At 63.9% G+C, this 23376-nt stretch carries 20 protein-coding genes; 4 read left to right on the forward strand and 16 right to left on the reverse strand.

Annotated features, from left to right (window positions below):
- Window positions 1-81 precede the first annotated feature (81 nt).
- The 10 genes from ACH196_RS23695 to ACH196_RS23740 form a co-directional block, all read right to left on the reverse strand.
- Window positions 82-972: an ABC transporter ATP-binding protein gene (locus ACH196_RS23695; protein ID WP_396649402.1), complete on the reverse strand. Its 891-nt coding sequence runs from the start codon at window positions 970-972 to the stop codon at window positions 82-84.
- On the reverse strand, window positions 969-1802 hold the full coding sequence (locus tag ACH196_RS23700) for an ABC transporter permease (RefSeq protein ID WP_396649403.1): 834 nt from the start codon (window positions 1800-1802) through the stop codon (window positions 969-971). Before ACH196_RS23700 ends, ACH196_RS23695 begins: the two co-directional genes overlap by 4 nt.
- Complete coding sequence (locus tag ACH196_RS23705) at window positions 1799-2824, reverse strand: ABC transporter permease (RefSeq protein WP_396649404.1); 1026 nt, start codon at window positions 2822-2824, stop codon at window positions 1799-1801. Before ACH196_RS23705 ends, ACH196_RS23700 begins: the two co-directional genes overlap by 4 nt.
- A gap of 66 nt (window positions 2825-2890) precedes the next feature.
- A complete protein-coding gene (locus ACH196_RS23710; protein WP_396649405.1) occupies window positions 2891-4504 on the reverse strand; it encodes an ABC transporter substrate-binding protein in 1614 nt (537 codons plus the stop codon).
- Window positions 4501-5190: a cupin domain-containing protein gene (locus ACH196_RS23715; protein ID WP_396649406.1), complete on the reverse strand. Its 690-nt coding sequence runs from the start codon at window positions 5188-5190 to the stop codon at window positions 4501-4503. The genes ACH196_RS23710 and ACH196_RS23715 overlap by 4 nt, the downstream gene beginning before the upstream one ends.
- Window positions 5191-5365: 175 nt before the next feature.
- On the reverse strand, window positions 5366-6448 hold the full coding sequence (locus tag ACH196_RS23720; protein WP_396649407.1) for a hypothetical protein: 1083 nt from the start codon (window positions 6446-6448) through the stop codon (window positions 5366-5368).
- A 75-nt stretch (window positions 6449-6523) separates the two neighbouring features.
- Window positions 6524-7558, reverse strand: a complete 1035-nt coding sequence (locus tag ACH196_RS23725; protein WP_396649408.1) for a substrate-binding domain-containing protein — start codon at window positions 7556-7558, stop codon at window positions 6524-6526.
- Window positions 7555-8520 carry an ABC transporter permease gene (locus ACH196_RS23730; protein ID WP_396649409.1) on the reverse strand — a complete coding sequence of 322 codons (966 nt, stop codon included), beginning with the start codon at window positions 8518-8520 and terminating at the stop codon, window positions 7555-7557. Before ACH196_RS23730 ends, ACH196_RS23725 begins: the two co-directional genes overlap by 4 nt.
- Window positions 8517-9566, reverse strand: a complete 1050-nt coding sequence (locus ACH196_RS23735) for an ABC transporter permease (protein WP_396649410.1) — start codon at window positions 9564-9566, stop codon at window positions 8517-8519. Before ACH196_RS23735 ends, ACH196_RS23730 begins: the two co-directional genes overlap by 4 nt.
- A complete protein-coding gene (locus tag ACH196_RS23740) occupies window positions 9563-11143 on the reverse strand; it encodes a sugar ABC transporter ATP-binding protein (protein ID WP_396649411.1) in 1581 nt (526 codons plus the stop codon). The genes ACH196_RS23735 and ACH196_RS23740 overlap by 4 nt, the downstream gene beginning before the upstream one ends.
- Before the next feature lie 368 nt (window positions 11144-11511).
- Here ACH196_RS23740 and ACH196_RS23745 point away from each other — a divergent pair, with 368 nt between their 5' ends.
- Window positions 11512-13032, forward strand: a complete 1521-nt coding sequence (locus tag ACH196_RS23745) for a GMC family oxidoreductase (RefSeq protein WP_396649412.1) — start codon at window positions 11512-11514, stop codon at window positions 13030-13032.
- Between the two features lie 184 nt (window positions 13033-13216).
- A complete protein-coding gene (locus ACH196_RS23750; protein WP_396649413.1) occupies window positions 13217-13963 on the forward strand; it encodes an SDR family NAD(P)-dependent oxidoreductase in 747 nt (248 codons plus the stop codon).
- Between the two features lie 7 nt (window positions 13964-13970).
- Here the strand turns inward: ACH196_RS23750 and ACH196_RS23755 are convergent, their stop codons facing one another.
- The gene (locus ACH196_RS23755) at window positions 13971-15020 is read right to left on the reverse strand and encodes a Gfo/Idh/MocA family protein (RefSeq protein WP_396649414.1); all 1050 of its coding nucleotides are present in this window, start codon (window positions 15018-15020) and stop codon (window positions 13971-13973) included.
- Window positions 15021-15173: 153 nt separating this feature from the next.
- Between ACH196_RS23755 and ACH196_RS23760 the strand changes: the two genes are divergently transcribed.
- Window positions 15174-15806, forward strand: coding sequence for a response regulator (locus tag ACH196_RS23760; protein WP_396649415.1), 633 nt, complete (start codon window positions 15174-15176; stop codon window positions 15804-15806).
- A 123-nt stretch (window positions 15807-15929) separates the two neighbouring features.
- Here ACH196_RS23760 and ACH196_RS23765 read toward each other — a convergent pair whose 3' ends face one another.
- The 5 genes from ACH196_RS23765 to ACH196_RS23785 form a co-directional block, all read right to left on the reverse strand.
- A complete protein-coding gene (locus tag ACH196_RS23765) occupies window positions 15930-16793 on the reverse strand; it encodes a hypothetical protein (protein WP_396649425.1) in 864 nt (287 codons plus the stop codon).
- Window positions 16794-17302: 509 nt separating this feature from the next.
- The gene (locus tag ACH196_RS23770) at window positions 17303-18676 is read right to left on the reverse strand and encodes an aminotransferase (protein WP_396649416.1); all 1374 of its coding nucleotides are present in this window, start codon (window positions 18674-18676) and stop codon (window positions 17303-17305) included.
- Between the two features lie 381 nt (window positions 18677-19057).
- Window positions 19058-19675 (reverse strand): ribonuclease D, encoded by a 618-nt coding sequence (locus ACH196_RS23775; protein WP_396649417.1) that lies wholly within the window; start codon window positions 19673-19675, stop codon window positions 19058-19060.
- Between the two features lie 11 nt (window positions 19676-19686).
- Window positions 19687-21075, reverse strand: a complete 1389-nt coding sequence (locus tag ACH196_RS23780; protein WP_396649418.1) for a M20/M25/M40 family metallo-hydrolase — start codon at window positions 21073-21075, stop codon at window positions 19687-19689.
- Window positions 21076-21427: 352 nt separating this feature from the next.
- On the reverse strand, window positions 21428-22156 hold the full coding sequence (locus tag ACH196_RS23785; RefSeq protein ID WP_396649419.1) for a hypothetical protein: 729 nt from the start codon (window positions 22154-22156) through the stop codon (window positions 21428-21430).
- 154 nt (window positions 22157-22310) lie between these two features.
- Between ACH196_RS23785 and ACH196_RS23790 the strand changes: the two genes are divergently transcribed.
- A partial coding sequence (locus ACH196_RS23790) for a 5'-3' exonuclease H3TH domain-containing protein (RefSeq protein WP_396649420.1) occupies window positions 22311-23376 on the forward strand: 1066 nt, incomplete at its 3' end.

A 23376-nucleotide genomic window follows, 5' to 3' on the forward strand; every position in this document is an offset into this window, starting at 1 on the left:
CGGCCAATCTCCCCCCTTGTGGGGGAGATGTCCGGCAGGACAGAGGGGGGCGCGACAGAGCGCGAAGCTGGACAAACGCCATCACCTCGCCACCCCCGGCTCGCCGAAACCCTCATGCACTACGAGCGGCGCGAAATAGCTTTCCGATGCGTCCTCGATCTCCGGAATGCCGCCGCCGGTGATGCGCGGCACGGCCTGCAAAAGCGCCCGCGTATAGGGATGCCGCGGATCGTCGAACAGCGCGGCGGTAGAGCCCTGCTCGACGATGCGGCCCTTGTAGATGACATAGACGCGGTCGGCGAATTCGCGCACCACGCCGAGATCGTGCGAAATGAACAGCACCGCCGTGTGATGCCTTTCGGTGAGGTCGCGCATCAAACGCAGCGTCTGCGCCTGCACGGTCACGTCGAGCGCCGTGCCGGGTTCGTCGGCGATCAGCAGCGACGGCTCGTTGGCGATCGCCATGGCGATCATGACGCGCTGGTTCATGCCGCCGGAAAGCTGGAACGGATAGGAATCGAGCACCCGCTCCGGCTCGGTTATCGCCACGTCGTCGAGCGCCGCAATCGCACGCCGACGTGCCTCCACCTTCGTGATGTTCGGGCTGCCGCGTGACAGCACTTCATGGAATTGGATGGCGATCGTATAGACCGGGTTCAGCGACGAGGTCGGGTCCTGAAAAATCATCGACATTTTCGTGCCGCGCAGCGCATGGCGCTCGCGCTCCGAAAGCGTCGCCAGGTCACGACCCTCGAACTCGACAAGGCCGGCGACGCGGGCGCTGCGCAGCGACTGGATGAGGCCGAGCACGATGCGCGCCGTCACCGACTTGCCGGAGCCGGATTCACCGACCAGCGCGACACGCTCGCCACTGGCGATGTGCAGCGAGATGCCGTGCAGCACGTCCAGCATGCCAGCATAGGTGCGGAAGCCGAGTTTCAGGTCGCGAATCAAAAGCGTGGGCACGTTCATTGCTCGGCCCCCAGAATCTCGCGCAGCGCGTCGCCGATCAGGTTGAAGCCGAACACGGCGACCAGGATGGCAAGGCCGGGGAACACGGTGAGCCACCAGCTATCCGGCAGATATTTCGCGCCGTCCGCCACCATCGAGCCAAGATCGGGCGTCGGCGGCTGCACGCCGAGGCCGAGGAAGGACAGCGACGAGGCGATCAGGATGACGAAGCCGAGGTCGAGCGTCATCTTGGTGAGGATCGAGGGCACGCAATTCGGCAGGATCTCGCGGAACATGACGTGCGCTCTGGATGCGCCGATCACCTCGGCGGCCAGAACGTAACCTTCCTCCTTTTCGGAGCGCGTGAGATTGTAGACGAGGCGCGTATACCAGGGCCACCACATGGCGGTCACCGCGATCATGCCGTTGGTCAGCGTCGGCTCCAGCACGCCCATCATCGACATGGCGAGCACCAGCGGCGGGATCGACAGGAACACGTCGGTGATGCGCATCAGCAGGTATTCGACCCATCCGCCGAAATAGCCTGCGACGAGGCCGATGGTGACGCCGACCGGCACGGCGATCGCCAGCACCACGACGCCAAGGATCAGCGAGATGCGGTAGGCGTAGACGATGCGGGTGAACAGGTCGCGGCCGACAAGGTCGGTGCCCATGATGTAGGGCCATTCCGGCGCCTTGTTGAAATTGGCGAAGTCGACGACAGCGCCGGCGTGCTCCGGGAACGGCGTGATGAAGTCGGCGAAGATCGCCGACAGCACGACGATGGCGACCAGCACCAGGCCGAGCAGCGACAGCGGGTTGCGCAGCAGGATGGCGAGGGTGCGCTTCATCCCGCCCTCTGCGAATAGCGGATGCGCGGGTTGATGAAGGCGATCAGCAGGTCGACGATGACGTTGACGATCAGGAACATCGCCGAGATGATCAGTACCGTGCCGATGATGGCGTTAAGGTCCTTGCGCAGGATCACCGCTACGCCGTAGCGCGACAGGCCCGGCCAGGCGAACACCGCCTCGACCAGGAAGGCGTTGCCGAGCATCGCCGCGAAGTCGAGGCCGATGATGGTGAGCGACGGGATCATCGACGGCCGGAACGCGTATTTGTTGGCGATCCGCCTGCCGGGAAAACCGTAGGACTGCGCCATCTCGATGTAGGGTTTTTCGTAGGTCTCGACCATGTTGGAACGGACGAGCCTCGCCGCCTGGCCGATGCCCGACAACGCCAGCGCGAAGGCGGGAAGCACGATGTGCCAGGCTGCATTGCCGAAGGCGCGGAAATTGCCGGCGAGCAGCGTGTCGATCAGCAGAAAGCCGGTGACCGGCTGGATCGTGATCGTATCCGAGATACGGCCGGCGATCGGGAACAGCGGCAGGAAATAGGCGAAGAGCAGCATCAGGATCACCGCCCAGACGAAGGCGGGAGCGGAGACGCCGAGCAGCGTGACCAGCCGGATCAGATTGTCGATCCAGCTATCACGGTAGCGCGCCGACAAGATGCCGAGCGGCAGGCCGATGAGCACCATCATCAAGCCGGAGACAATGACGAGTTCCAGCGTCGCCGGCAGGAATTGCGCGATGTCCGAGGTCACGGGCCGGTTGGTGTAGAGCGAGGTGCCAAGGTCGCCGCGCGCGAGGTCGGCGACGAAATAGCCGTATTGGGTCACGATCGGCCGGTCGAGATGCAGCCGCTCGCGCAGCGCCGTCACCTGCTCGGCGGAGGCGTTGGGGCCGAGCGCGATGCGAGCCGGGTCGCCGGGAATGACCCGGGCGATGGCGAAGATCAGCATGGAGACCCCGACCAGCACGATCAGGGAGGTTCCCAGCCGCTTCGCGAGGAGGCGGATGACAGGCGGCATAACGGTGCTTTCGTCGGCGCGGAAAGAGCGGCCGGCGGCAAAAACCGCCGGCCCGGACGGATCGGCCTACTCGTTCATTTCCATCAGGCGGAAGCTGAAGCCCATTCCGCTCAAGCCAAAAGCCTTGCTCTTGTCGGAAAGAGCCGGCACGGACACCCGCTTGCTCGCGGCGAACACCGCGTTCTGGTCCTGCGCGTAGATGGTGGGCGCCAGTTCGCGCAGCCGCTTGCCGGCTTCCGTGTAGGCGGCGGCGCGTTCCTCGTCCGAGGTCAGGGTGCGGCCCTTGTCCAGCAATTCGTCGACCTTGGCGTCCTTCAGGTATTCCGGCGACTGCCACGTGCCGGCTGCCGAAGAATGATACATGCCGTGGATCAGCGTGTCGGGATCGCCGGTCACCGCGTTGACGAAGACCTGGCTGATGTTCGGCGTGTTCTCAGGCTTGGTGACCTGCTCGGAGAACAGCGCCCACGGGATCTTCTTCACTTCCGACTTGATGCCGATCTCGGCGAAATTCGCCTGCATCAGCAGCGCGAACCGCTCTTCCAGCGGCACCTCGCCGACCCACGACAGTTCGAGCGTGAAATCCTCGGGCTTGTACTTGCACTCGGCAAGATACTGCTTGGCCTTGTCGAGGTCGCGGACGTAGGCTTCCGCAGCCGGCAGCGAGCCGAGCATGCCGACCGGCAGCGCGCCGCTGGCGGGGCTGCCCTGCGAGACCGTGTCGGTGATCCCCACCATCTTGATGCCCGAGGCGTAGTCGAAGGCATAAGTCAGCGCCAGCCGGCAGTTCACGTCGTCCAGTGGCTTCTTGGTGGTGTTCATCTTGATGTAGAAGCCGCCGCCGCCCGATTCCGTGAGAAGCTGCGCCCCGCCGGCGGCGAGCGCCTTCAGCACTTCCGGCGGCAGCCATTGCGAGGTGATGTCGTGTTCGCCCTGCGAGACCAGCGTGCGCACCGTCGCGGCTTCAAGGCCGTAGCGCAGCCGCACCGTGTCGGGCGCCTTGGCGGGAACGCCGAGGAAATAATCGGCATTCTTGGCCATCACCGTCTCTTCCTGCGGATTGTGTGAGACGACCTTGTATGCGCCGCTGCCTGCGCCATGGGCGGACAGATAGGCTTGCCCCCAGTCTTTCATCTCGCCATCGCCGGCGCCGAGATTTTCCATGACGAGCTTCTTGTCGACGATCGGCAAGCGCAGCAGGGCGGACACGAAGGGCGAATAGGGGCTGGTCAGCGTGAACTTGACCGTGGCGGCATCGACGGCCTCCGCCTTCTCGACATTGGCGAGGAGGTAGGACAGGGCCTGGCCGAGAGCCTTCATGCGGTCGAGCGAGAACACCACGTCGTCGGCCGTGAGCGGGTTGCCGCTCTGGAATTTCACATCCTTGCGCAGCACGAAGCTGTAGGACTTGCCGTCGTCGGAAACCGTCCAGCTTTCGGCGAGGTGGGGCACGACGCCTGCCCCGCCCTGCTTCGACAGCACCAGCGTGTCGTAGACGTTGAACATCAGGATGGAGTCCGCATAGTCCGTGGCCTTGGCCGGATCGAGTTCGCCCACAGCGACCTCGTCGAGGCGGAGCACGGTTTCGGCGGCGGCCGGCGTGGCGGCGACGGTGGCGATCGCGGCGAGCGACGTCGCGGCAAAAAGTGCCGCCGCGAATGGTTTCAGCGTTGATTTCATGACGACTTCCCCTTGTTTATGACGAGTTGTCTTGGTGCGCTTTTCAATCCGCTGTTTCTTCTGACAGCCATGCTTGTTTCGGCTTTGCCGGTGGGCACGCCTTCCCCGAACACATCCATCGTGCAGGTGTGCAGGACAGTGGTCGGTCCGTCCGTGTGGTTCCAGGTGACGTGGGTCCTTGTCGACGGGAAATGGATGGAATCGCCGGCCTCGAGGATGGTGCGCTCGCCGTCGATCTCGATGGTCAGCCCGCCGTCGAGGATGAAGAAGATCTCCTCGCCCTCGTGCGCCATCGGCTCACTGCGGAAGCCCGGTGGTTCATGGAAGATCACGCTGCGCAACACATTGCCCGGAAACGAGGCCGAGAGGCGTTCGTAGGTGATGGCATTGGAGCCCAGCGCATAGATTGGCCGCTGGTCGTGACGTGTTACTGGTTTGTCGCCGCTGGGCTGGGTCAGGAACTCGCCGACTGCCGATTTCAGCACGCGGCAGACATTGATGAGCGACGTGAGCGACGGAACGGTGATGTCGCGCTCGATCTGCGAGATGAAACCGACAGACAGGCCGGCGCCGTCGGCGACTTCCTTCAGCGTCAGTCCGAGTTCCTGGCGGCGCAGGCGCAAGCGCGTGCCGAGCGAACTAGCGACATCGGTGACGGCGATCTCGGCCTGGGCCTGGTTGACCACATCCCGCTCCGGATTTTAGTATTTGTAAAAAGTTAGCGCGGCGCGGATTTGCGGTCAATCGAAATTTTAGTATAGCTAAAACTCGACATGGACACGCGCTCAACGGCGCGAATCCTTTCACGGTTGCTCAATCGGAACGGGCTAGACCCGTGGTCTGCGCCAAGCAGGGGTCAATTCAGGCGGCGATAAAACCCGGGTCGCAGGCAGCGAACACCATGAGGCCGTTGATATCAACCAGCGTCACGCCTCCGGGTACGCTGACGATTTCCCTGACGGCGCCGAAGTTCGGCGGAACAGCAGCCAGGCCGAACATATAGGACACGACGGTCGGCGTATCGGGCATCAGCGTTATCGCGGTCGGGCTTCCGCTCGCTGCGACCGGATTGTCGGCGACCGATGCCGCATGGCCCAGATGAAAATAGCCGCAAATCTCCTCGAGGCCGATTGCGTTGCGATGCCGGCCGTTCCACGGTGCATAGTCGCGGCCGCCATTGGACATCCAGATCAATGTCTGCGGCAGGACGCGTGGGTTCTTCAGGCCGAACCACATCCAGCCGCCCTCCGAACAGGTGGCGGCGGTCCAGGCGAATGGCGGGGTGCGGTCGGCGACCACCATCCAGATTGCCTCGTACCCTTCCGGACTGGGGAAGCGCGTCAGGTCGACCGTGCCGCCATCCATGCGCTCCGCACGGTGCAGATCGGCGATGGTCTGCTTGTTTCTGAGAAGTGGTCGGCCCTGCGGCGGCGTCTCGTCCGGTTCCTGCGTGGTCAGCGCAAGCGTCCAGGGGGAGAACGCCAGTTGCAGTTCGTGTTCGGCCCGCAGCATGGCGTGGTGCCCGACGGGAATCCGGCCCGAACCTCCCGTCATCGTGTGCCGCTGGTAGACAATTGTCTCGCCCGGCCGAAGCTCGACGCTTTTGGTGACGGTCGCACCCATCACGGTTCCGTCGAGTTTCATCCCGATCGCTCCCGCACGCTCGTCCGTCACCCGCCATATGCCGCTCGCGGGCAGGCCATGAACGAATGGCATGTCGGCAATCAGATCGCTGGCGCCGAACGGAGCGCAGAAGAAATCGCCGCGCAGCACGCGGATGATCGGCGGCGTACTGGCATCGAGCTGCTCGTCCGCCCAGGGCGCGACGTGCATCGGGCTGACGCGCCGGCCGTCCTGGAGCGTGAAGGAGACGTCGGACAGGTGCCCTCCGGTCTCCGTGACCGAAGGAGAAACCCGGTCTGAACGCAAAGCGAAGGACTTCATCGCAATCGTCTCCGGCTGCGGAAATGAACACGGCTGGCGCGCCGAATACCGCGCCAGCCGTTCTTAATGAGGAGGCTACTTCGCAGCCGCCTCGACATTGTCCTTGTTGTAGACCGAGAACGGCCCCATCAGCACGCGCAGTCCGGCGTCTCGGGTCGGGTCCTTGGTGATCGTGTATTCGCCCATCCGGCCTGCCGTGAATTTTGCGCCGTCTTCCGCCTTAACCGTGCCCGTCGCGAGCTGATAGGCGGTCTGGTAGGTCAGATAGCCGAGATCGACAAAACTCCAGAGCGCGAATTCCGGGGCGCAGCCGTTCTTGGTGTAGGCGAGCATTTCGCTCGGCACGCCAAGCCCGCTGACCTTGATCTTGTCGCACAGGCCCTCGTCCTGGAGCGCCTTCGCCGCCGCCACGATGCCCACAGACGTCGGCGCCATGACCAGCTTCATGTCCGGATATTTGTCGATCAGCGCGTTTGTCTGGTCATAGCTCTCTTCCGACTGGTCGTTGCCGTAGACGGTGGCGAGATATTCGAGCTTGGCGTATTTCGGGTCCTTCAGCGCCTCCATCATCGCCTTGATCCAGGCGTTCTGGTTGGCCGCGTCGGGAGACGCCGACAGGATCGCGAACTTGCCGCCATCGGCTCCGAGGATCGACAGCGCCATGTCGGCCATGACCTTGCCGGTCTCCGAAAAATCCACTTGGGCGACGAACACGTCCTCGCCCTCGGCCGACGGGATCGGCGAATCCCAGGTGACGACCTTGATGCCCTTGTCATGCGCGGCCTTGGCGGCGGGCACGATCTGGTCGCCCGAATTGTTGGAGATCATGATCGCCGCGACGCCCTGAGTGGTGGCGTTGGTGGTGATCTCGATCTGTCCTGCGACGCTGTTTTCCGGCGTCGGCCCGAGGAACTGCAGCGGCTTGGAATTCTGCAATTCCTTCTCTGCCTCCAGTGCGCCGGCGTGAGCCTGGTCGAAGGGCAGGATGCCGAGGAATTTCGGCAGCAGGACCATGTCCAGTGCAGCTCCCGGTTTCGCCTGCGCCCATGCGCCTTGCGCCATTGCCAAAACCAACGCCGTCGTGGCGGTGGCGAGTAGATACTTTCTCATGTCACTCTCCCTTTGACATTACGACGTATTGCCTGCGCTATGTTCGGGACCAGAACCGAAAGGATCAGCAAGGCTCCGATCACGCTTGTCTGGGTATTGCCGGTGATGCTGGCGAGACCCATTCCGTTGCGGAGGTTGAGGATGACGAGGATCGACAGGCCGACCCCGACGATATTACCTGAACCGCCGAAAATGCTGACGCCGCCCAACAGGACGATGGTGATGATATCCAACTCGAAGCCGGTCGCCATGTCGCCGCGCACCGAGCCCAGCCGCGCCGCATAAAGGACGCCGGCAAGGGCCGCGACCAGGCCCGACGCCGCAAACAGCGCCATCTTCACCAGCTTCACGCGCACGCCCGAATAGCGCGCGGCCTCGGCATTGTTGCCGATGAAATAGACCAGCCGGCCGAAGGCCGATCCGTGCAGGACGACCGCGACGACAACGAAGAGGATAAGGAAGATGACAATGGAGACGGTGAGCGGGCCGATCAACGCCTGTTGTCCCATCGTATTGAACCAGGCCGGGAACCCGCCAATAGCCCGGTCCTCGACGAAGATGCGCGCAACGCCGCGGTAGCCGATCAGGCCGGCCAGCGTCACCGCCAGCGATGGAAGCCCGATATAGGCGACCCAGAAGCCGTTGAAGAGGCCGGCCGCCAGCCCCGACAACAGCGCCAGCGCGATTGCCGCCGGCATCGGCACACCCTGCTGGAAAAGCCAGGCGAGCAGGCAGGCGGCCAGACCCATGACCGACGCCACCGACAGGTCGATCTCGGCATTGATGATGATCAGCGTCATCACCAGCGCCACGATGATCTTCTCGATGGAGAGCTGGAACAGGTTCACGATGTTGCCGACACCGAAATAGTAGGGCGACGCCACCGCGTTCACGGCAACGACGGCGACAAGAATCGCCAGCAGCAGTCCTTCCCAGCTTCTCAGGCGGTCGAGCATGGTCATGACGGCGCTCGCTTCGTCCCAGGCGGCGGATCGGCGATGCGCTTCAGTTCGCCCCGAGCCCACAGGGCGCGCAGGCGCTGCAGGATCACCGCGTCGCTGGCGACGGCAAGCAGGATCAGCAGGCCGAGCAGCGCGTCGCGCCAGAATTCGCTGATCTGCAGCCGGAACAGGCTCTGCTCGATGACGCCGATCATGACGGCGCCGAGCAGCGCGCCGACCACGGTTCCCGAACCGCCGAAGATGTTGACGCCGCCGACGACGACCGCCGCGACGACGGCGAGTTCCAGCCCTCGGCCCGCCTCGACGGTGATGTTGCCGAACCGCGCCAGCGTCACGAAGCCGGCAAGGCCGGCGAGCGCGCCCGAGAGCACGAAGACCAGGAAGATCATCCGCCGCGTCGGCAGGCCGATCAGCGTGGCGGCGTCGGGATTGGAGCCGATGGCATAGAGGCGCCGGCCAATCGACAGATAGTTGGTTGCCAGATGGAATATGATCACCATGGCGACGGCGATCATGAACAGTGCTCTTATTTCGAAGCCGTCGATGGCGATGAAATTGAGGCGCGGCAGGTCGACCAGCCAGGGCGGCAGGCTGTCGGTTGTCACGGTCTTGGCGCCGGAGAGATCGACGAGCATGCCCCGGAAGATCGCCAGCGTGCCCAGCGTGACGATGATGGAAGGGATGCCTGCGGCCGCGACCAGCAGGCCGTTGACCGCACCCATCAGCGCGCCCATGCCGACGGCGATGAGAACGGCGACCAGCGGATGCATGCCGTTGTTATTGGCGATCAGCGTGCCGACGAAATACGCCGTGCAGCCGACGATGGAGCCCACCGAAAGATCGATATTGCGAGTCAGCACGACGAGCGTCTGCCCGACGGCGACGATGGCGATGACGGCGACGCTGGAGGCGATGCGGTTGAAGGTGCGCGCGCTGTAATAATTGTCGATCAGCGAGCCGAAGAACAGCACCGCGACGATGATCAGCAGCAGCAGGCTGAGTTCACGCACCTGCTCGGGCCGGACATGACGTTGCAGCCACTTCATGCCGGCACCTTGTCGGATGCGTCATGCCCGGCCTGCCCCATGGCCGCCGTCATCACCGCCTCCTGGCTGGCGTCGGCGCGGTCGAAGATCGCCATCTGCCGGCCCTCGCGCATCACCAGCACGCGGTCGCTCATGGCCAGAACCTCAGGCAGGTCGGATGAAATCAGGATAATGCCGATGCCCTCGGCCGCAAGCTCGCCGATGATCGCGTGCACCTCGGCCTTGGCCCCGACGTCGATGCCGCGCGTCGGCTCGTCGAGGATCAGCACCGCCGGCTTCGTATTGAGCCACTTGCTCAGCATCACCTTCTGCTGGTTGCCGCCGGATAGTTTTGCGACCGGGAGATCGATCGTCGCCGTGCGGATGGAGAGCCGTTTGCGGAACATCTCGGCGGTGGCGCGCTCCATCGATCGCTTGATCAGCCCGAAACGGTCGAGGTATCGCCGCAGGACCGGCAGCGTGATGTTCGCCGATATCGACATCGGCATGGACAGGCCAAGCTGCCGCCGGTCCTCGGAGACATAGGCGATGCCGAAATCCATGCCCTCGCGCGGCGTCCTCACGGTAACGACCTTGCCGTTTAGTGCGATCGTTCCGAAAGTCGCGGGTTCGATGCCGAAGAGCGCCAGACCGACATCGGTGCGCCCAGCCCCGATCAGCCCGGCAAAGCCGAGCACCTCGCCGCGATGCAGGTCGAAACTGACATTTTCGAACGCCCCATCACGCCCCAAGCTCCGCACGGACAGCAAAAGGTCGCTCGTCGCCGTCAGGGGACGCGGCTGCAACAGCCCCATCTCGCGGCCAACCATGTCGGCGATGGCGCCGCGCGCCGTGGTCTGCGCGCGTGGCCGCGTCGAGATCAGGCGCCCGTCGCGGAAGACCGTCACCTTGTCGGCAATCTCAAAAACCTCTTCCATGCGGTGGCTGACGAACAGGATCGCCACCCCTTTGGCGCGCAGGTCGCGCACCAGCCTGAACAGTTGCGCGACCTCATGCGCCGAAAGCGACGCGGTCGGCTCGTCCATGATGAGGACGCGCACGTTGAGCGAGATCGCCTTGGCGATTTCCACGGACTGCTGCGCGGCCAGCGTAAGGCCTCGCGCAGCACTTCGCCCGTCGAGCGCCACGCCGAGTTCGCCGAGGATGGCTTCGGCATCGCGGAACATCTTTTTCCAGCCGACCAGTTTTCCACGATCCTGATGGCTGATGAAGATGTTCTCGGCGACGTTGAGGTCCGGAAACAGCAGCGGCTCCTGGTAGATCGCGGCGATGCCGAGGCGCTGGGCCTCCGCGGCGCTGCGGATGACGACAGGTTTGCCGTCGAGCTCGATATCGCCGCGATCCGGTTGATAGACGCCGGTGATGATCTTGATCAGCGTGGATTTGCCGGCGCCGTTCTCACCGAGCAGTGCGTGAATTTCTCCCGGAAAGAGTTCAAGCGAAACGTCCTCGAGCGCATGGGTCGCGCCGAAATTCTTGGCAATGTTGCGCATGGCGAGCACGGGCGAAGACGCCGCGACGCCGACGCGCGCGGCTGGCAGGGCAGTTTCGGCATGCGCTCCTCCCGCACCCGTCACGTCGTCCACCTCCCAGGCATGATCGCAAGGTCGGCCACTACGGCTTCTCTACCGGCAATCACGGCGCCGACTATATTGAAACGTTATCATGATGGGCAAGTGGCTCATGCATTTTTTGTTTGGTCGCTGAGTTCGTCCGACAATCGGGCGTGCGTGGCCAGAATCGCAAAAATCCATTCTATTTCAGCCTATTAAGTACTAAGTTGACTTGGGTTTGTTATACGCACCAACCGAGGCACTTGCGTTTCGTGTCGCGTTGGCTAGGCTGGAAACGGTGCCGAGGCGGTCCAATACTCTGCGATAGGTAGAACTGCCCGCGAGGTTGTCCGTCGCAAAACGGTCGGCCGCGATTTCCGGTAGGGGGAACAATGGATCGGTTTGACGTTATCGTCGTCGGCGCGGGATCGGGCGGCGGCGTGGTTGCCGCACGCCTCACCGAAAATCCGGATTGCAAGGTCCTGCTGATCGAGGCCGGACCGGATTTTCCAAGGGAAGAAACCATCCCTCCGCTCTTTACCGTCAGCGGCGAGCATAGCTGGAAGACGGCGGCGATCCCCGAATTCGATTGGGATTTTTTCAATGCCGACCGTTCGGGAACCCTGAACGGACGGCAGCTCTGGCTGCCGCGCGGAAAACTGATGGGCGGAACGTCGATGGTCAACGCGACCATCGCGGCACGCGGCGCACCCTTCGACTTCGATCGCTGGGCCTCGATGGGCTGTTCGGGCTGGGCCTGGAACGATGTGCTGCCCTATTTCATCAGGATCGAGAACGACCTCGACTTCGGCGACCAGCCGATCCATGGCAAGGACGGCCCGATCGTCATCCAGCGCTACAAGCCGGAAAGCTGGGCGCCGGTGAACCGGGTGATGTACGAGGCCTGCGTCGAACTCGGCATCCGCGAGGCGCCCGACCTCAACGGGCTGGACGCCCATGCCGGCGTCGTCGGCGTGATGCCGCACAACCGCTACAAGGAAGTGCGGCTGGGAACGCTGGTCACCTACATCCGCGCCGCGCGCAAGCGCCCCAACCTGACCATCCGCGCCAGAGCGGTGGCCGAGCGGGTCCTGCTTTCCGGCGCCAAGGCGGAAGGCGTCGCCTATATCGGCAGCGACGGAAAGCCGGCGACTGCCTATTCCGACCAGGTCGTGCTCAGCGCCGGCGTCTACAACACGCCCGCAATATTGCAGCGCTCGGGCATCGGCCCGGCAGAATGGCTGAAACCGCTCGGCATCGCGGTCGCCGCCGACCTGCCGGTGGGCAAGAACCTGCTCGACCATCCCGGCTTCGGCATGATCTTCAAGGGCAAGGGTCTTGGCGTGACGACCGGCCGCTCCTTTGTGGCGGATGTGCGCGGGCCGGCGGGATCGACGGGAGAACCTGCCTGGCAGACCCATCCTTTCCCCGTCGACGAGGAGGAGGGCATGGCCGGTTTCTGGACGTACCTTACCCACGCGCTGGCGCAGGGCGAGGTCGTCATCCAGAGCCGCGATGCCCGGCAGGCGCCGCTGATCGACCACCGCTACAACACCGTCACGCATGACAGGCAGAATTTCGACGATGCTCGGACCTTCTGCAAGGAGATGCTGGCCTCGGCCACCTTCAGGCGGCATGGCGCCGAGTGGGTGGACGACATCGATCAGCCGATCGCCGAGGCGCTGGCCCAGCGCATGGGCGCCGCCCACCATCAGGCTGGCACCACGAAGATGGGACCGGCGGGCGACCCGACCGCCGTGGTCGGCACGGATCTCAGGGTCCATGGCTTCGACAATCTTCGCGTCGCCGACACCAGCGTCTATCCCGACAATGTCCAGCACAACACCAACCTCACCGCGCTCGTCGTCGGCGAGCGGGCTGCCGAATTCGTCGCTGCGGGCCTCGGCAGATAGGCAAGGCTTGGAGTCGTTTGGCATTTCTCGGCGACTGGGCCGCATGGCCAAAACCGGCGACACGCTGCATCGCGCGGGTCAGACGATTTTATGAAATATGCCAACCGGATTGGACATGGCGAAGCCAGTAACGCCCGTCTATACGTCGACACGACAATCGCTTCCCGCATTCGGAGTTGGACTGATGAACGATATTGATTTGAAGGGTCAGGTTGCCGTCGTGACCGGCGGCGCCCAGGGCATCGGCTTCGCCATCGCGCGCCGGCTGATCGCCTCCGGCGCCAAGGTCAGCCTCTGGGACATCAACGCCCAGATCCTCGACCAGGCCAAGGCGGCGCTGGGGGATGCAGCCTCCGCCAAGGTGGTCGACATCACCGACCTTGCCGGCCTCCAGCGCGTCCATGCCGAGGTGGAAGCCGAGGTCGGCCCCGTCTCCATCCTGGTGAATTCCGCTGGCATCGCAGGCTCCAACGCCTCGCTCGACGCCTATGATCCCGACGAATGGCGGCGCGTCGTCGAGATCAATCTCAACGGCACTTTTTATGTGAACAAGGTCGTCGTGCCCGCGATGAAGGAACGGAATTACGGGCGGATCGTCAACATCTCGTCGGTCGCCGGCAAGGAGGGCAACCCCAACCTGTCGGCCTATTCCGCCGCCAAGGCGGGCGTCATCGGACTCACCAAGTCACTCGGCAAGGAACTCGCCAAATACGACATCGCCGTCAACGCCGTGTCGCCGGCGACCGCCAACACGCGCATCCTGGAAAGCCTGACCGAGGAATTCATCAACTATATGCTGGTGCGTATCCCGCGCGGACGTTTCCTGGAGGTCGACGAAGCCGCTTCCATGATCGCCTGGCTGGTTTCGAAGGAAAACAGTTTTACTACGGCCTCGGTGTTCGACCTCTCCGGCGGGCGCACGACCTACTGAAGTCATCTCACCCGACATCTTCCATGCGGCCGCTTTTGGCCGAGCGGTACATGGCGTCAAGCAGCACGCTCGACCGCATGCCGACAATGCCGTCGGCGGGGTTTGCTCGTTTCTCGCCCCGGCAAAGGTCGACCAGCAAGGTGACCGGCGCGGTCAGTTCGTAGTCGCCGGCGCCCGGCCCGAATTCGATGATCTGGCTCTTGCCGTCGTGGCGGACCACCTCGACGCGCGGGCGTTCGATGTCGAAGAGCAGCATGCCTTCCGTCCCGAAGACGCGTATATCGATCTGGTAGCCGCGCGATTTCGGCACGGTCGCCGAGCCGGACAGAGACATTGTCGCCCCGTTCGACAGTTCGACCACGGCCGCGTCATAGAAGTCGACACCGGCCTTCGACAGGCCGGTCCTGGCGAACACTCGGACGGGATCGAGGTCGACGATGCGAAATAGCGCGCCGAGGCCATGTGTCAGTTGACCCCAGCCATAACCTCCGGATTTCGCCGGATCGGCCCAGGTCGCGACCGGCGGGCGGAAAAGATGGTTCCTGGTCTCGATCATCGGCTCGCCGCCGAACAGGTCCGCCAGCGCCGAGGCCATCTGTGCCACGACGTGCCGGACTTCCCCGACCCAGCCTTCGCCGACCAGACGATGCGCCGCCTCGACGATCGGCCGGAAATTCCAGCCATAGGGCAGGATGATCTCGACGCCGTTGGCTTGCGCCTTCGCCACGAGGGCGCGTGCATCCGCCGCCGTCGTGGCCATCGGCTTTTCGATCAGCGTATGCAGCCCCTTCGACAGCGAAAGCGAGGCGTGTTCGGCGTGAAGCACATGCGGCGATGCGACGACCACGCCGTGCAGCGGCTCGCTTTCGAGCATCGCCGACGCATCGCGATAGGGCTTCACTTGAGGAAATGCCGCGACCACCTTGTCCAGCCCGTCGCTGTCCGGCCGGTTTGCGGCGACAATGCCCACATGCGGATTGGCGAGCAGTGCAGGAATATGCGCAAGCGTCGCCCACCAGCCCGCGCCGATGACGCCGATGTTCACCTTGTCGTTCATGCCTTCCTCCCGTGGCTTGTCCGAATACAGATGATCCGCCGTCCGATGTCGACCGATTTCGCGGTCACACAGCGGACGATCGATGACGCATCCTCCGATTGCAGGGCCGCACCCTCTTGCGCCGGCGTTGCTGCGGGCTGAATAGTCGGCGGCATGAAGCTGCTGATCGTTGACGATCATCCCGTGCTGCGCGAGGGTCTCGCGGCGTTGCTCCGCCAGACCGGGCCGGACACGTCTATCGTGCTCGCCGAAAGCGCGCCGACGGCGCTCGCCCTGCTCGACCGGCATCTTGATCTCGACATCGTCGTGCTCGACCTGATGATGCCGGGCATGAATGGCATGGCGGCGATCACGGAATTCGGCCGCAAGCGTCCTGACCTGCCGGTTATCGTGCTGTCTTCGTCCGAGGACCCGCACGAGGCACGCCGCGCGCTGGCGCTGGGCGCGCTCGGTTATGTGCCGAAATCCGCCGGCCAGCACACCCTTATCGCCGCCATCGATCTGGTTATGAAAGGCGAAGTCTATATTCCGCCGCTTATTCTCGGCGAGAGCACGAAACGGCCCGGCTCCTATCAGGCAGCAGGCGGCGGTGGATCGCCGCTGACCGAGCGGCAGGTCGAAGTCCTGCGCCGGCTGAGCGCCGGGCAGCCGAACAAGACCATAGCCTATGAACTCGATCTGTCCGAAAAAACGGTCAAGGCGCATATCACCGCGATCTTCAAGGCGCTGAATGTCGTCAACCGCACCCAGGCGGCCGCGGCCGGACGAGATCTGGGCCTCGTCTAGGCGGGCTCGGCCGGCTGCGCCAACGGATAGGCACCGGTGTTTTCTGACTGCATGGATCGCCGCCGAGGGGGGGAAATCCCCGCCGGCCGTCGATCCCCAGCCGTCACATCCGGTTTGCCGCCGTCAGGACGTGTCGGCACGCAGCGGGTTCAGCGCGTCCAAGGCCAGCGCGTGGACATGCGCCAGGATCTCGTCGATCTCGCGGACGTTCTTCAGGCGCCGGGCGTCGGGGTCGTAGGGGGACAGCCGGCCGCCCGGCGGCCGGCCAAGCCACAGCGGCCGTGTCCGCTGGAACCGAACCGTGCCGCGCGCCGTCCTGCCGCGCACGACCACGGCGCTGCCGATTTGCCTCATTTCCGCAACCGCCGCGTCGCAGCGCGCCTTCCAACGGGCGAACCGTTTTGCCTGTTTTGGCAGGTCGTCAAGGGCCGCACCCAGTGCGGCGAGCCGCAAGCCGAGACGCGCCGCGTCGATCGGATCGTCCGGCGATGGCGGCCTTGGCGGCGGCGGCAGCGGAACTCGCTCGCTGAAGCCGGGAACCCAGATGCGCGGCACGCCGCGCCCCGGCACATGGCGGCGGCGGACGCGGAACGGATATTTGGGCGGATCGAACAGCGGCAGGCTCATGGTGCGGGGCCTTGCTGCGCGCCGTTCGGCGGCTTTCCGCTCGGCTTCGTAGCGGGCAAAGTCTTGCTTCGACAAATTGACGGCGAGGCCGAGGCGGCGCATGGCGGCCACCGTGTCGGCAATCTTCGGCTTCGGCTTTCGCGGGCGTGGCGGCGGCAGGTTGACCACGATGCCGCGCGCTGTCGCAATGATCAGCCGACGGGCGGCGGATTCGGCCGGACGCAGCAGCCGCAGGATGGCGCGATAGAGATGGCGGGGCAGAGTTGACGCACCGCCGGCCATCTCGGCCATGCCGACGAGCATGGCGAGGATGCGCTTCAGCGCCTCCCGGTTTTTCTCTATTGCCGCATTCCCGTCCATCAACTCCACTGCCGCCTCCTCCGGACAAGGCCTGCATGCAATATGGAACATAAAGGGAACAGATGCAATAGTTGCAGGAAAATAATCCTTGACGATGGCGGGAAGGCGAAGCCGCCTTCACATCGCTCACGCAACACATTGAAAAGGCTTGATTTTCCGAGAGGTGGCGACGCACCTCTGGGCGTTCCCTGCCTGGATGCAAGGCTGGTCGAAAACAATGTCATGCTTGTAAAGCCAAGCAGAAACAGAGAGTTGGTGGCAACCCATGTGGACTATTGCGTAACAAGCATGACCAACGAGCAGGCAAGGCCGACAAAGCGGCGATTGGGGCGACCCGACGGTTCAAAACGGAAAGGCAGGAGCCGTTTTGCCTGGCCTGCCTAAATCGTAAGGGCGTTCCCCGGTCCTGCCCAGGCCGCATATGGGTCCCGTCCTCTCCGAACCGGCTTCGCCGCTTCGTCTCGGCATCACCCAGCCGCCCATTGGCGAAGCCCGTTAACGGGCCTGGATCAACCCAACTCCCGTTGAACATCGTCCAGCGCGCGGCCGAGCGCGGTGGCGATGAAGTCGACCTCGTCCTCGGTGGCGACATAGGGCGGGCAGATGGCGATGGAATCGGCGAGGTTGCGGATGATCAGGCCATGGTCGCGGGTGCGGCGCTCGACCCGCGCGCCGACCTTGAGTTCCGGCGCGAAGGAGGTGCGCTTCTGCTTGTCGGCCACCAGTTCGACAGCGCCGATGAAACCGCAGGTGCGCACGTCGCCGACCAGCGGATGCGGGGCCAGCTTCCGCAGGGCCGCGCCGAGGAGGCGGCCGAGCCGTGCCGACACCGCGGGCAGGTCCATCTCCTTGTAGATGCGCATGGCCTCCACCGAGATCGCCGCCGACACCGGGTGCCCGGAATAGGTAAAACCGTGGCTGAAGACGCCGTTGCGGTTGGCTTCGCCGGAGATCGCCTCGAACACCGCGCCGGAAACCACCACGCCGCCGATCGGCGCATACCCCGACGACAGACCCTTGGCGATTGTCATCATGTCCGGCTCGATGCCGAAAGTCTGGCAGCCGAACCAGCTACCGGTGCGGCCGAAACCGCAGATGATCTCGTCGGAGAGGTAGAGGATGCCGTGCTTCTTCACCACCCCGTGGATGGCCGGGAAATAACCCTCGGGCGGCATGATGACGCCGCCGGCGCCCATCACCGGCTCGGCGATGAAGGCGGCAATCGTGTCGGGGCCTTCGACGACAATCAATTCGTCCAGTTCGCGCGCCAGACGCGCCACAAACTCGGATTCGCTCTCGCCGGGCCGGCCGTCGCGATAAAAATGCGGGCGGCCGGTGTGGATGACGTTGCAGTCCGGCAGGTTGAAGGAATTGTGCATGGCCGGCAGGCCGCTGATGCGCGCCGCCATCACGGTCGAGCCGTGGAAGGCGCCCTGCCTGGCGATGATTTTTCGCCGTTGCGGCTCTGCCTTCGCCGACCAGAAATACCAAGCCATCTTGGCCATCGAGTCGACCGATTCCGAACCGCCGTCCGTGAAGAAGACACGCGCGTCACGCATCGGCGCGATCGAGGCGACCTGTGCCGAGAGCTCGGCGACATAGGGGTTCGAGCGGTTGTTGAAGGTGTGATAGGTCGGCAGCGTCTCAAGCGCGGCCGCGCCCGCCGCCGCGAGCCGTCGGTCGCTGAAGCCGAGGCTCGCCGACCACAGCGACGCAACCGCGTCGAAATATTTCTTTCCCTCGAGATCGTAGATGTAGGGGCCTTCGCCGCGCGTGATCACCAGCGGCCCCTCGGCCTCGAGCCGGACGGGATCGGTCTGCCCGTGGAAATGGAAGCGCTTGTCGATGGCTTCGAGGTCAGCCGGAGCGTTGGAAAGGGTCATGGGCGGCACCGGTTCGCGTTACAGTATGATATATCTTATATCATATTTTTGGGCGAACTCAACTGAATGTGGCCTCAGTGCATTGGGCCAGATGATGATGTGGAGTGTGCGACGCTGGACACCGTGTGGGGCCGTTTAGCCCGGCCTAACCCGATAGCCCGAAACCGGCCGGGACGGACAATGTGGAAATTGTCGTCGACAGCGTTGCGGAAGAATTTCCGGTTTTTGGACGGGACGGTCTGGAAGAAGAGCATGATTGCCTCGGCGAAGACGCGAAAACCGTCTCGGATCACGCCGCGAGCAGAATCTCACAAATGCGCGTCGCCAATGTCGGCCTTCGGGTCTCCGGAGGCGGGCAAAACCGGATTTCTGCCTCGTCCCTCAGCTATGCGCGAAAATGTCCTCCTCGGCCCAGCCCATCAGGTCGAGGCGGGAGCGGGTGGGCAGGAAGCGGAAGCAGGCGTCGGCGACTTTCGTGCGGTCCTCCCGCGCCAGCCGGCCGGCCAGCACATCGCGCAGGCGATGGAGATACAGCACGTCGGAGGCGGCATATTCGAGCTGTTCGGGCGACAGCGTCTCGGCCGCCCAGTCGGAGGATTGCTGCGCCTTGGAAAGATTGACGCCGAGCAGTTCCGAGCAGATGTCCTTCAGCCCGTGGCGGTCGGTGTAGGTGCGGGTCAGGCGCGACGCGATCTTCGTGCAGAACACCGGCTCCGGCATGGCGCCGAAGGCGTTGTAGAGCACGGCCAGGTCGAAGCGCGCGTAGTGGAAGAGTTTCGTGATGTTCCTGTTGCGCAGGATCGAGACGAGGTTCGGCGCCTTCTTCTGGCCGAGCGCAATCTGGATGACGTCGGCCGTGCCATCGCCCGGCGAGATCTGCACGACGCAGAGCCGGTCGCGATGCGGGTTGAGCCCCAGCGTCTCGGTGTCGATGGCGACGGCGTCGACATTGTAGTTGTCGAGGTTGGGCAGGTCGTTTTTGTGGAAACGGATGGTCATGGCCGGGCTTTTCATCGCTGTGACAGGGCTTCGAGGATGCGCGCCCAGGAGCGCTGGCCCTTGTGGAAGGAAGCCAACTCATATTTCTCGTTGGGCGAGTGGATGCGGTCGTCCGACAGGCCGAAGCCGACCAGCAGCGATCCCATGCCAAGATAGGTCTGGAAGTCGCCGACCACGGGAATAGAGCCGCCGGCGGCGATCATCACGGCCGGCTTGTTCCATTCGTCGGTGAGCGCCGTCTGTGCCTTGATCAGGAAAGGCGAGTCGTAGGAGAGCTGGATCGCCGGCGAGCCGCCATGCGGGTGGAATTCGACCGAGCAGTCGGCGGGGATTCTGGCGCGCACGAAGGTGCGGAAGGCCTCGCGAATCCTTTCCGGATCCTGTTTGTGGACCAGCCGGAACGACACCTTTGCAAAAGCCTCGGCGGCGATGACGGTCTTGAAACCCTTGCCGGTATAGCCGCCGGAAATGCCGTTGAACTCGGCGGTCGGGCGCGCCCAGACCAGTTCCAGCACCGAACGGCCCTTCTCGCCCGCCGGGACGGACAGGCCGATGGGGCCAAGAAAAGTCTCGGCCGTCTCGCCCAGACCTTCCCAGGCTTTCAGAATCTGGCTCGGGGTCTCCTCGACGCCGTCGTAAAAACCGGGAATGGTGATGCGGCCGGTGTCGTCATGAATATCCGCCAGAATCCTAGCCAGGATACGCACCGGATTGGCCGCCGCGCCGCCGAACTCGCCGGAATGCAGGTCGCGGTTGGCGGCCTTGACCACGACTTCCTCGCCGACGAGTCCACGCAGGCCGACGGTGATGGCAGGCGTCGCCTGGTCCCACATGCCGGTGTCACAGACCAGCGCGAAATCAGCCTTCAGCTCCTCGGCATTGGCCTCCAGAAACGGTTTCAGCGACGGCGAGCCGGATTCCTCCTCGCCCTCGAACAGGATGGTGATGCGGCAGGGCAGCGCGCCATGCACCGCCTTCCAGGCGCGGCAGGTCTCGACAAAAGTCATCAACTGGCCCTTGTCGTCGGCCGAGCCGCGCCCAGTGATGACTTTGCGGCCCGGCTCGATCTCCTTGAGCTTCGGATCGAAGGGATCGTCGTGCCAAAGATTCAGCGGATCGACCGGCTGCACGTCGTAGTGGCCGTAGAACAGTATGTGCGGCGAGCCTGCCGGACCGTCGTGATGGGCGACGACCATCGAGTGGCCGGGCGTGTCGCGCACGCTGGCGTCGAAGCCGATGGTCTTCAGATCGGCGACCAGCCATTCGGCGGCACTGCGGCAGTCGGCCTTGAAGGCTGGATCGGTGGAAATCGATTTCAGGCGGAGCAGCGAGAACAGCCGGTCGAGGCTCTGGTCGAGATCGGCGTCGAGGCGGGAGAGGACGGGGGAAACAACGGACATGCGGCAAACCTTCTGGAATTTGCCGGGCACCCTAATGATCATGGGCGAGAACGAAAAGCCCAACGGCGTTGTGCCAGCCGACAAAGAGCGTCAGGAATGAAGGTCTGGAAGCGTCCAGACAAAAAAGTGCCGCCGTGGTGGAGGGGGAACCACGGCGGCCTTTGTAAAACATGCGGCGGCCCGGAGAGGGGGGAGGGGTCGCCGCACGGTCCGGATTAGGCGGGGGACGGGCCTTTGTCCGGACCCGGCATAAACTGCCGATGACCCGTATTTGGAAGCCACAAGGTGGCGTTTCAAGGGCACGAAGATTACAAGTGTGTAACAAAGCCGTGAGCGGGCCTGTACCAGCAGCCTATGTCAGGAACCTGCTGCCTCGGGTTTTGGGCAGCAGCGCCTTTGCTATCCGGAATCGCAAAGACAACAGCCGAAAAGCATCATCCAGCACGGGATCCGACCAGTCGCCCGCCGCGACGCGGCGCAGAGCCGAGAGACCGGTGCGAGAACGCGCCGCCCATATCGTTCCCGACAGGAGAGCCTCGACCTCGGAAATGCGCTCCGACAAGATCTCGACTTTCACCAGCAGGCCCGAAGGAAGTTCGTGACAAAAATAATCCATCTCCGAAAGCATGGACTCGATCAACAAGGCACGCGCCCTGACGTCTCCCGGATCGACCTGAAGGGCCTCCTGGAGCAATGCTTTTGCCGATGGCTCATACAGCCGATAGGCGCCTTCCGGTCTTGAGAAGAGACCATGAAGCTGGGCAGACCATCGCGCATATCCGGCACGCTTTTCCAGCCGGCCTGATTCAAGGACTGGCCGGAAGACCGAGCGAAAGAGCGGCAGCCGCATCCATTCGCCATTGCCCACCGCCAGCGGCGACATCGCATCCCCGTCCAGAAAAGCCATGCACCAACTCTCGACGAACTGCCTCCTCGCCTCGGGCGAGACCGCGATGAGTTCGGCGCTGAGGGCATCCAGGGTGGACAGTTTTTCAGCCCTGCTGCCCGACTTTTCGGCTCCGACGTAGAGAGCCCATGCGCGTTCGCAGCGGTCGTTTGGAAATTGCAGCTTAGCGGTCATGGGGCAGAGGTGGGCACCAAAGCTTTCACTCCTGGGAATCAATCACACAAAATGCAGGTTCGGCTAGGTTGGGCATAGTAGTCGCTGTCAGGAGATGACGGCACCGGCGGCTTGGGCATGGACCGGGAGGCCGCGCCGCGCTATCCCTTCGGCCATGAAAAAAGGCGATCACCTCTTCCTCGTCGACGGCTCTGGCTACATTTTTCGCGCCTATCACGCGCTGCCGCCGCTGACCCGCAAATCCGACGGGCTGCCGGTCGGCGCGGTGTCGGGTTTCTGCAACATGCTGTGGAAGCTGATGCAGGATGCGCGCAACACCGACGTCGGGGTGACGCCGACGCATTTCGCGGTGATCTTCGACTATTCGTCGAAAACGTTCCGCAACGAACTCTACCCCGAATACAAGGCCAACCGCTCGGCGCCGCCGGAAGATTTGATTCCGCAATTCGGGCTGATCCGCCAGGCGACGCGCGCCTTCGACCTGCCCTGCATCGAGATGGAAGGTTTCGAGGCCGACGATCTGATCGCGACCTATGCGCGGCTGGCCTGCGAGGCCGGCGGCGACACCACCATCGTGTCCTCTGACAAGGATCTGATGCAGCTCGTCGGCGAAACGGTCTCCATGTACGACCCGATGAAGGACAAGGAGATCAAAATCCCCGAGGTCATCGAGAAGTGGGGCGTGCCGCCGGAAAAGATGATCGATTTGCAGGCGCTGACCGGCGACTCGGTCGACAACGTCCCCGGCGTGCCGGGCATCGGGCCGAAGACGGCGGCGCAGCTTCTCGAACAGTTCGGCGACCTCGACGCGCTTTTGGCGCGGGCCGGCGAGATCAAGCAGGACAAGCGCCGCCAGTCGATCATCGACAATGCCGACAAGGCGCGCATCTCGCGCGACCTGGTGCGGCTGAAGAACGACGTGCCGGTGAAGCAGGGAGAAGGACTCGAGGATTTTATCCTGCAGCCGCCGAACGGGCCGAAGCTGATCTCGTTCCTCAAGGCCATGGAGTTTTCTAGCCTGACGCGGCGCGTGGCGGAAGCGAGCGGCACGGATGCTTCCCTGATCGAAGCGGGCGCGGTGACCATCGAGACGAAGGATGTGCATGGGCCGGATATGGGAGCTGGGGAAACACCCCCCTCTGCCCTGCCGGGCATCTCCCCTTCAAGGGGGGAGATTGGCCAGTCGCCGACCTCGAAGCTGCCGATCTCCCCCCTTGAGG

This window comes from Mesorhizobium sp. IMUNJ 23232 (assembly GCF_044326205.1).
Lineage (GTDB): Bacteria > Pseudomonadota > Alphaproteobacteria > Rhizobiales > Rhizobiaceae > Kumtagia.

Bases quoted from the DNA above. Each gene is read 5' to 3' on its own strand.
- ACH196_RS23745 (WP_396649412.1), top strand. From the start codon at position 11,512: ATGGATCGGTTTGACGTTATCGTCGTCGGCGCGGGATCGGGCGGCGGC.
- ACH196_RS23725 (WP_396649408.1), bottom strand. From the start codon at position 7,558: ATGAGAAAGTATCTACTCGCCACCGCCACGACGGCGTTGGTTTTGGCA.
- ACH196_RS23750 (WP_396649413.1), top strand. From the start codon at position 13,217: ATGAACGATATTGATTTGAAGGGTCAGGTTGCCGTCGTGACCGGCGGC.
- ACH196_RS23705 (WP_396649404.1), bottom strand. From the start codon at position 2,824: ATGCCGCCTGTCATCCGCCTCCTCGCGAAGCGGCTGGGAACCTCCCTG.
- ACH196_RS23775 (WP_396649417.1), bottom strand. From the start codon at position 19,675: ATGACCATCCGTTTCCACAAAAACGACCTGCCCAACCTCGACAACTAC.
- ACH196_RS23770 (WP_396649416.1), bottom strand. From the start codon at position 18,676: ATGACCCTTTCCAACGCTCCGGCTGACCTCGAAGCCATCGACAAGCGC.
- ACH196_RS23695 (WP_396649402.1), bottom strand. From the start codon at position 972: ATGAACGTGCCCACGCTTTTGATTCGCGACCTGAAACTCGGCTTCCGC.
- ACH196_RS23720 (WP_396649407.1), bottom strand. From the start codon at position 6,448: ATGAAGTCCTTCGCTTTGCGTTCAGACCGGGTTTCTCCTTCGGTCACG.
- ACH196_RS23700 (WP_396649403.1), bottom strand. From the start codon at position 1,802: ATGAAGCGCACCCTCGCCATCCTGCTGCGCAACCCGCTGTCGCTGCTC.
- ACH196_RS23710 (WP_396649405.1), bottom strand. From the start codon at position 4,504: ATGAAATCAACGCTGAAACCATTCGCGGCGGCACTTTTTGCCGCGACG.
- ACH196_RS23780 (WP_396649418.1), bottom strand. From the start codon at position 21,075: ATGTCCGTTGTTTCCCCCGTCCTCTCCCGCCTCGACGCCGATCTCGAC.
- ACH196_RS23785 (WP_396649419.1), bottom strand. From the start codon at position 22,156: ATGACCGCTAAGCTGCAATTTCCAAACGACCGCTGCGAACGCGCATGG.
- ACH196_RS23765 (WP_396649425.1), bottom strand. From the start codon at position 16,793: ATGGACGGGAATGCGGCAATAGAGAAAAACCGGGAGGCGCTGAAGCGC.
- ACH196_RS23755 (WP_396649414.1), bottom strand. From the start codon at position 15,020: ATGAACGACAAGGTGAACATCGGCGTCATCGGCGCGGGCTGGTGGGCG.
- ACH196_RS23760 (WP_396649415.1), top strand. From the start codon at position 15,174: ATGAAGCTGCTGATCGTTGACGATCATCCCGTGCTGCGCGAGGGTCTC.
- ACH196_RS23730 (WP_396649409.1), bottom strand. From the start codon at position 8,520: ATGACCATGCTCGACCGCCTGAGAAGCTGGGAAGGACTGCTGCTGGCG.
- ACH196_RS23735 (WP_396649410.1), bottom strand. From the start codon at position 9,566: ATGAAGTGGCTGCAACGTCATGTCCGGCCCGAGCAGGTGCGTGAACTC.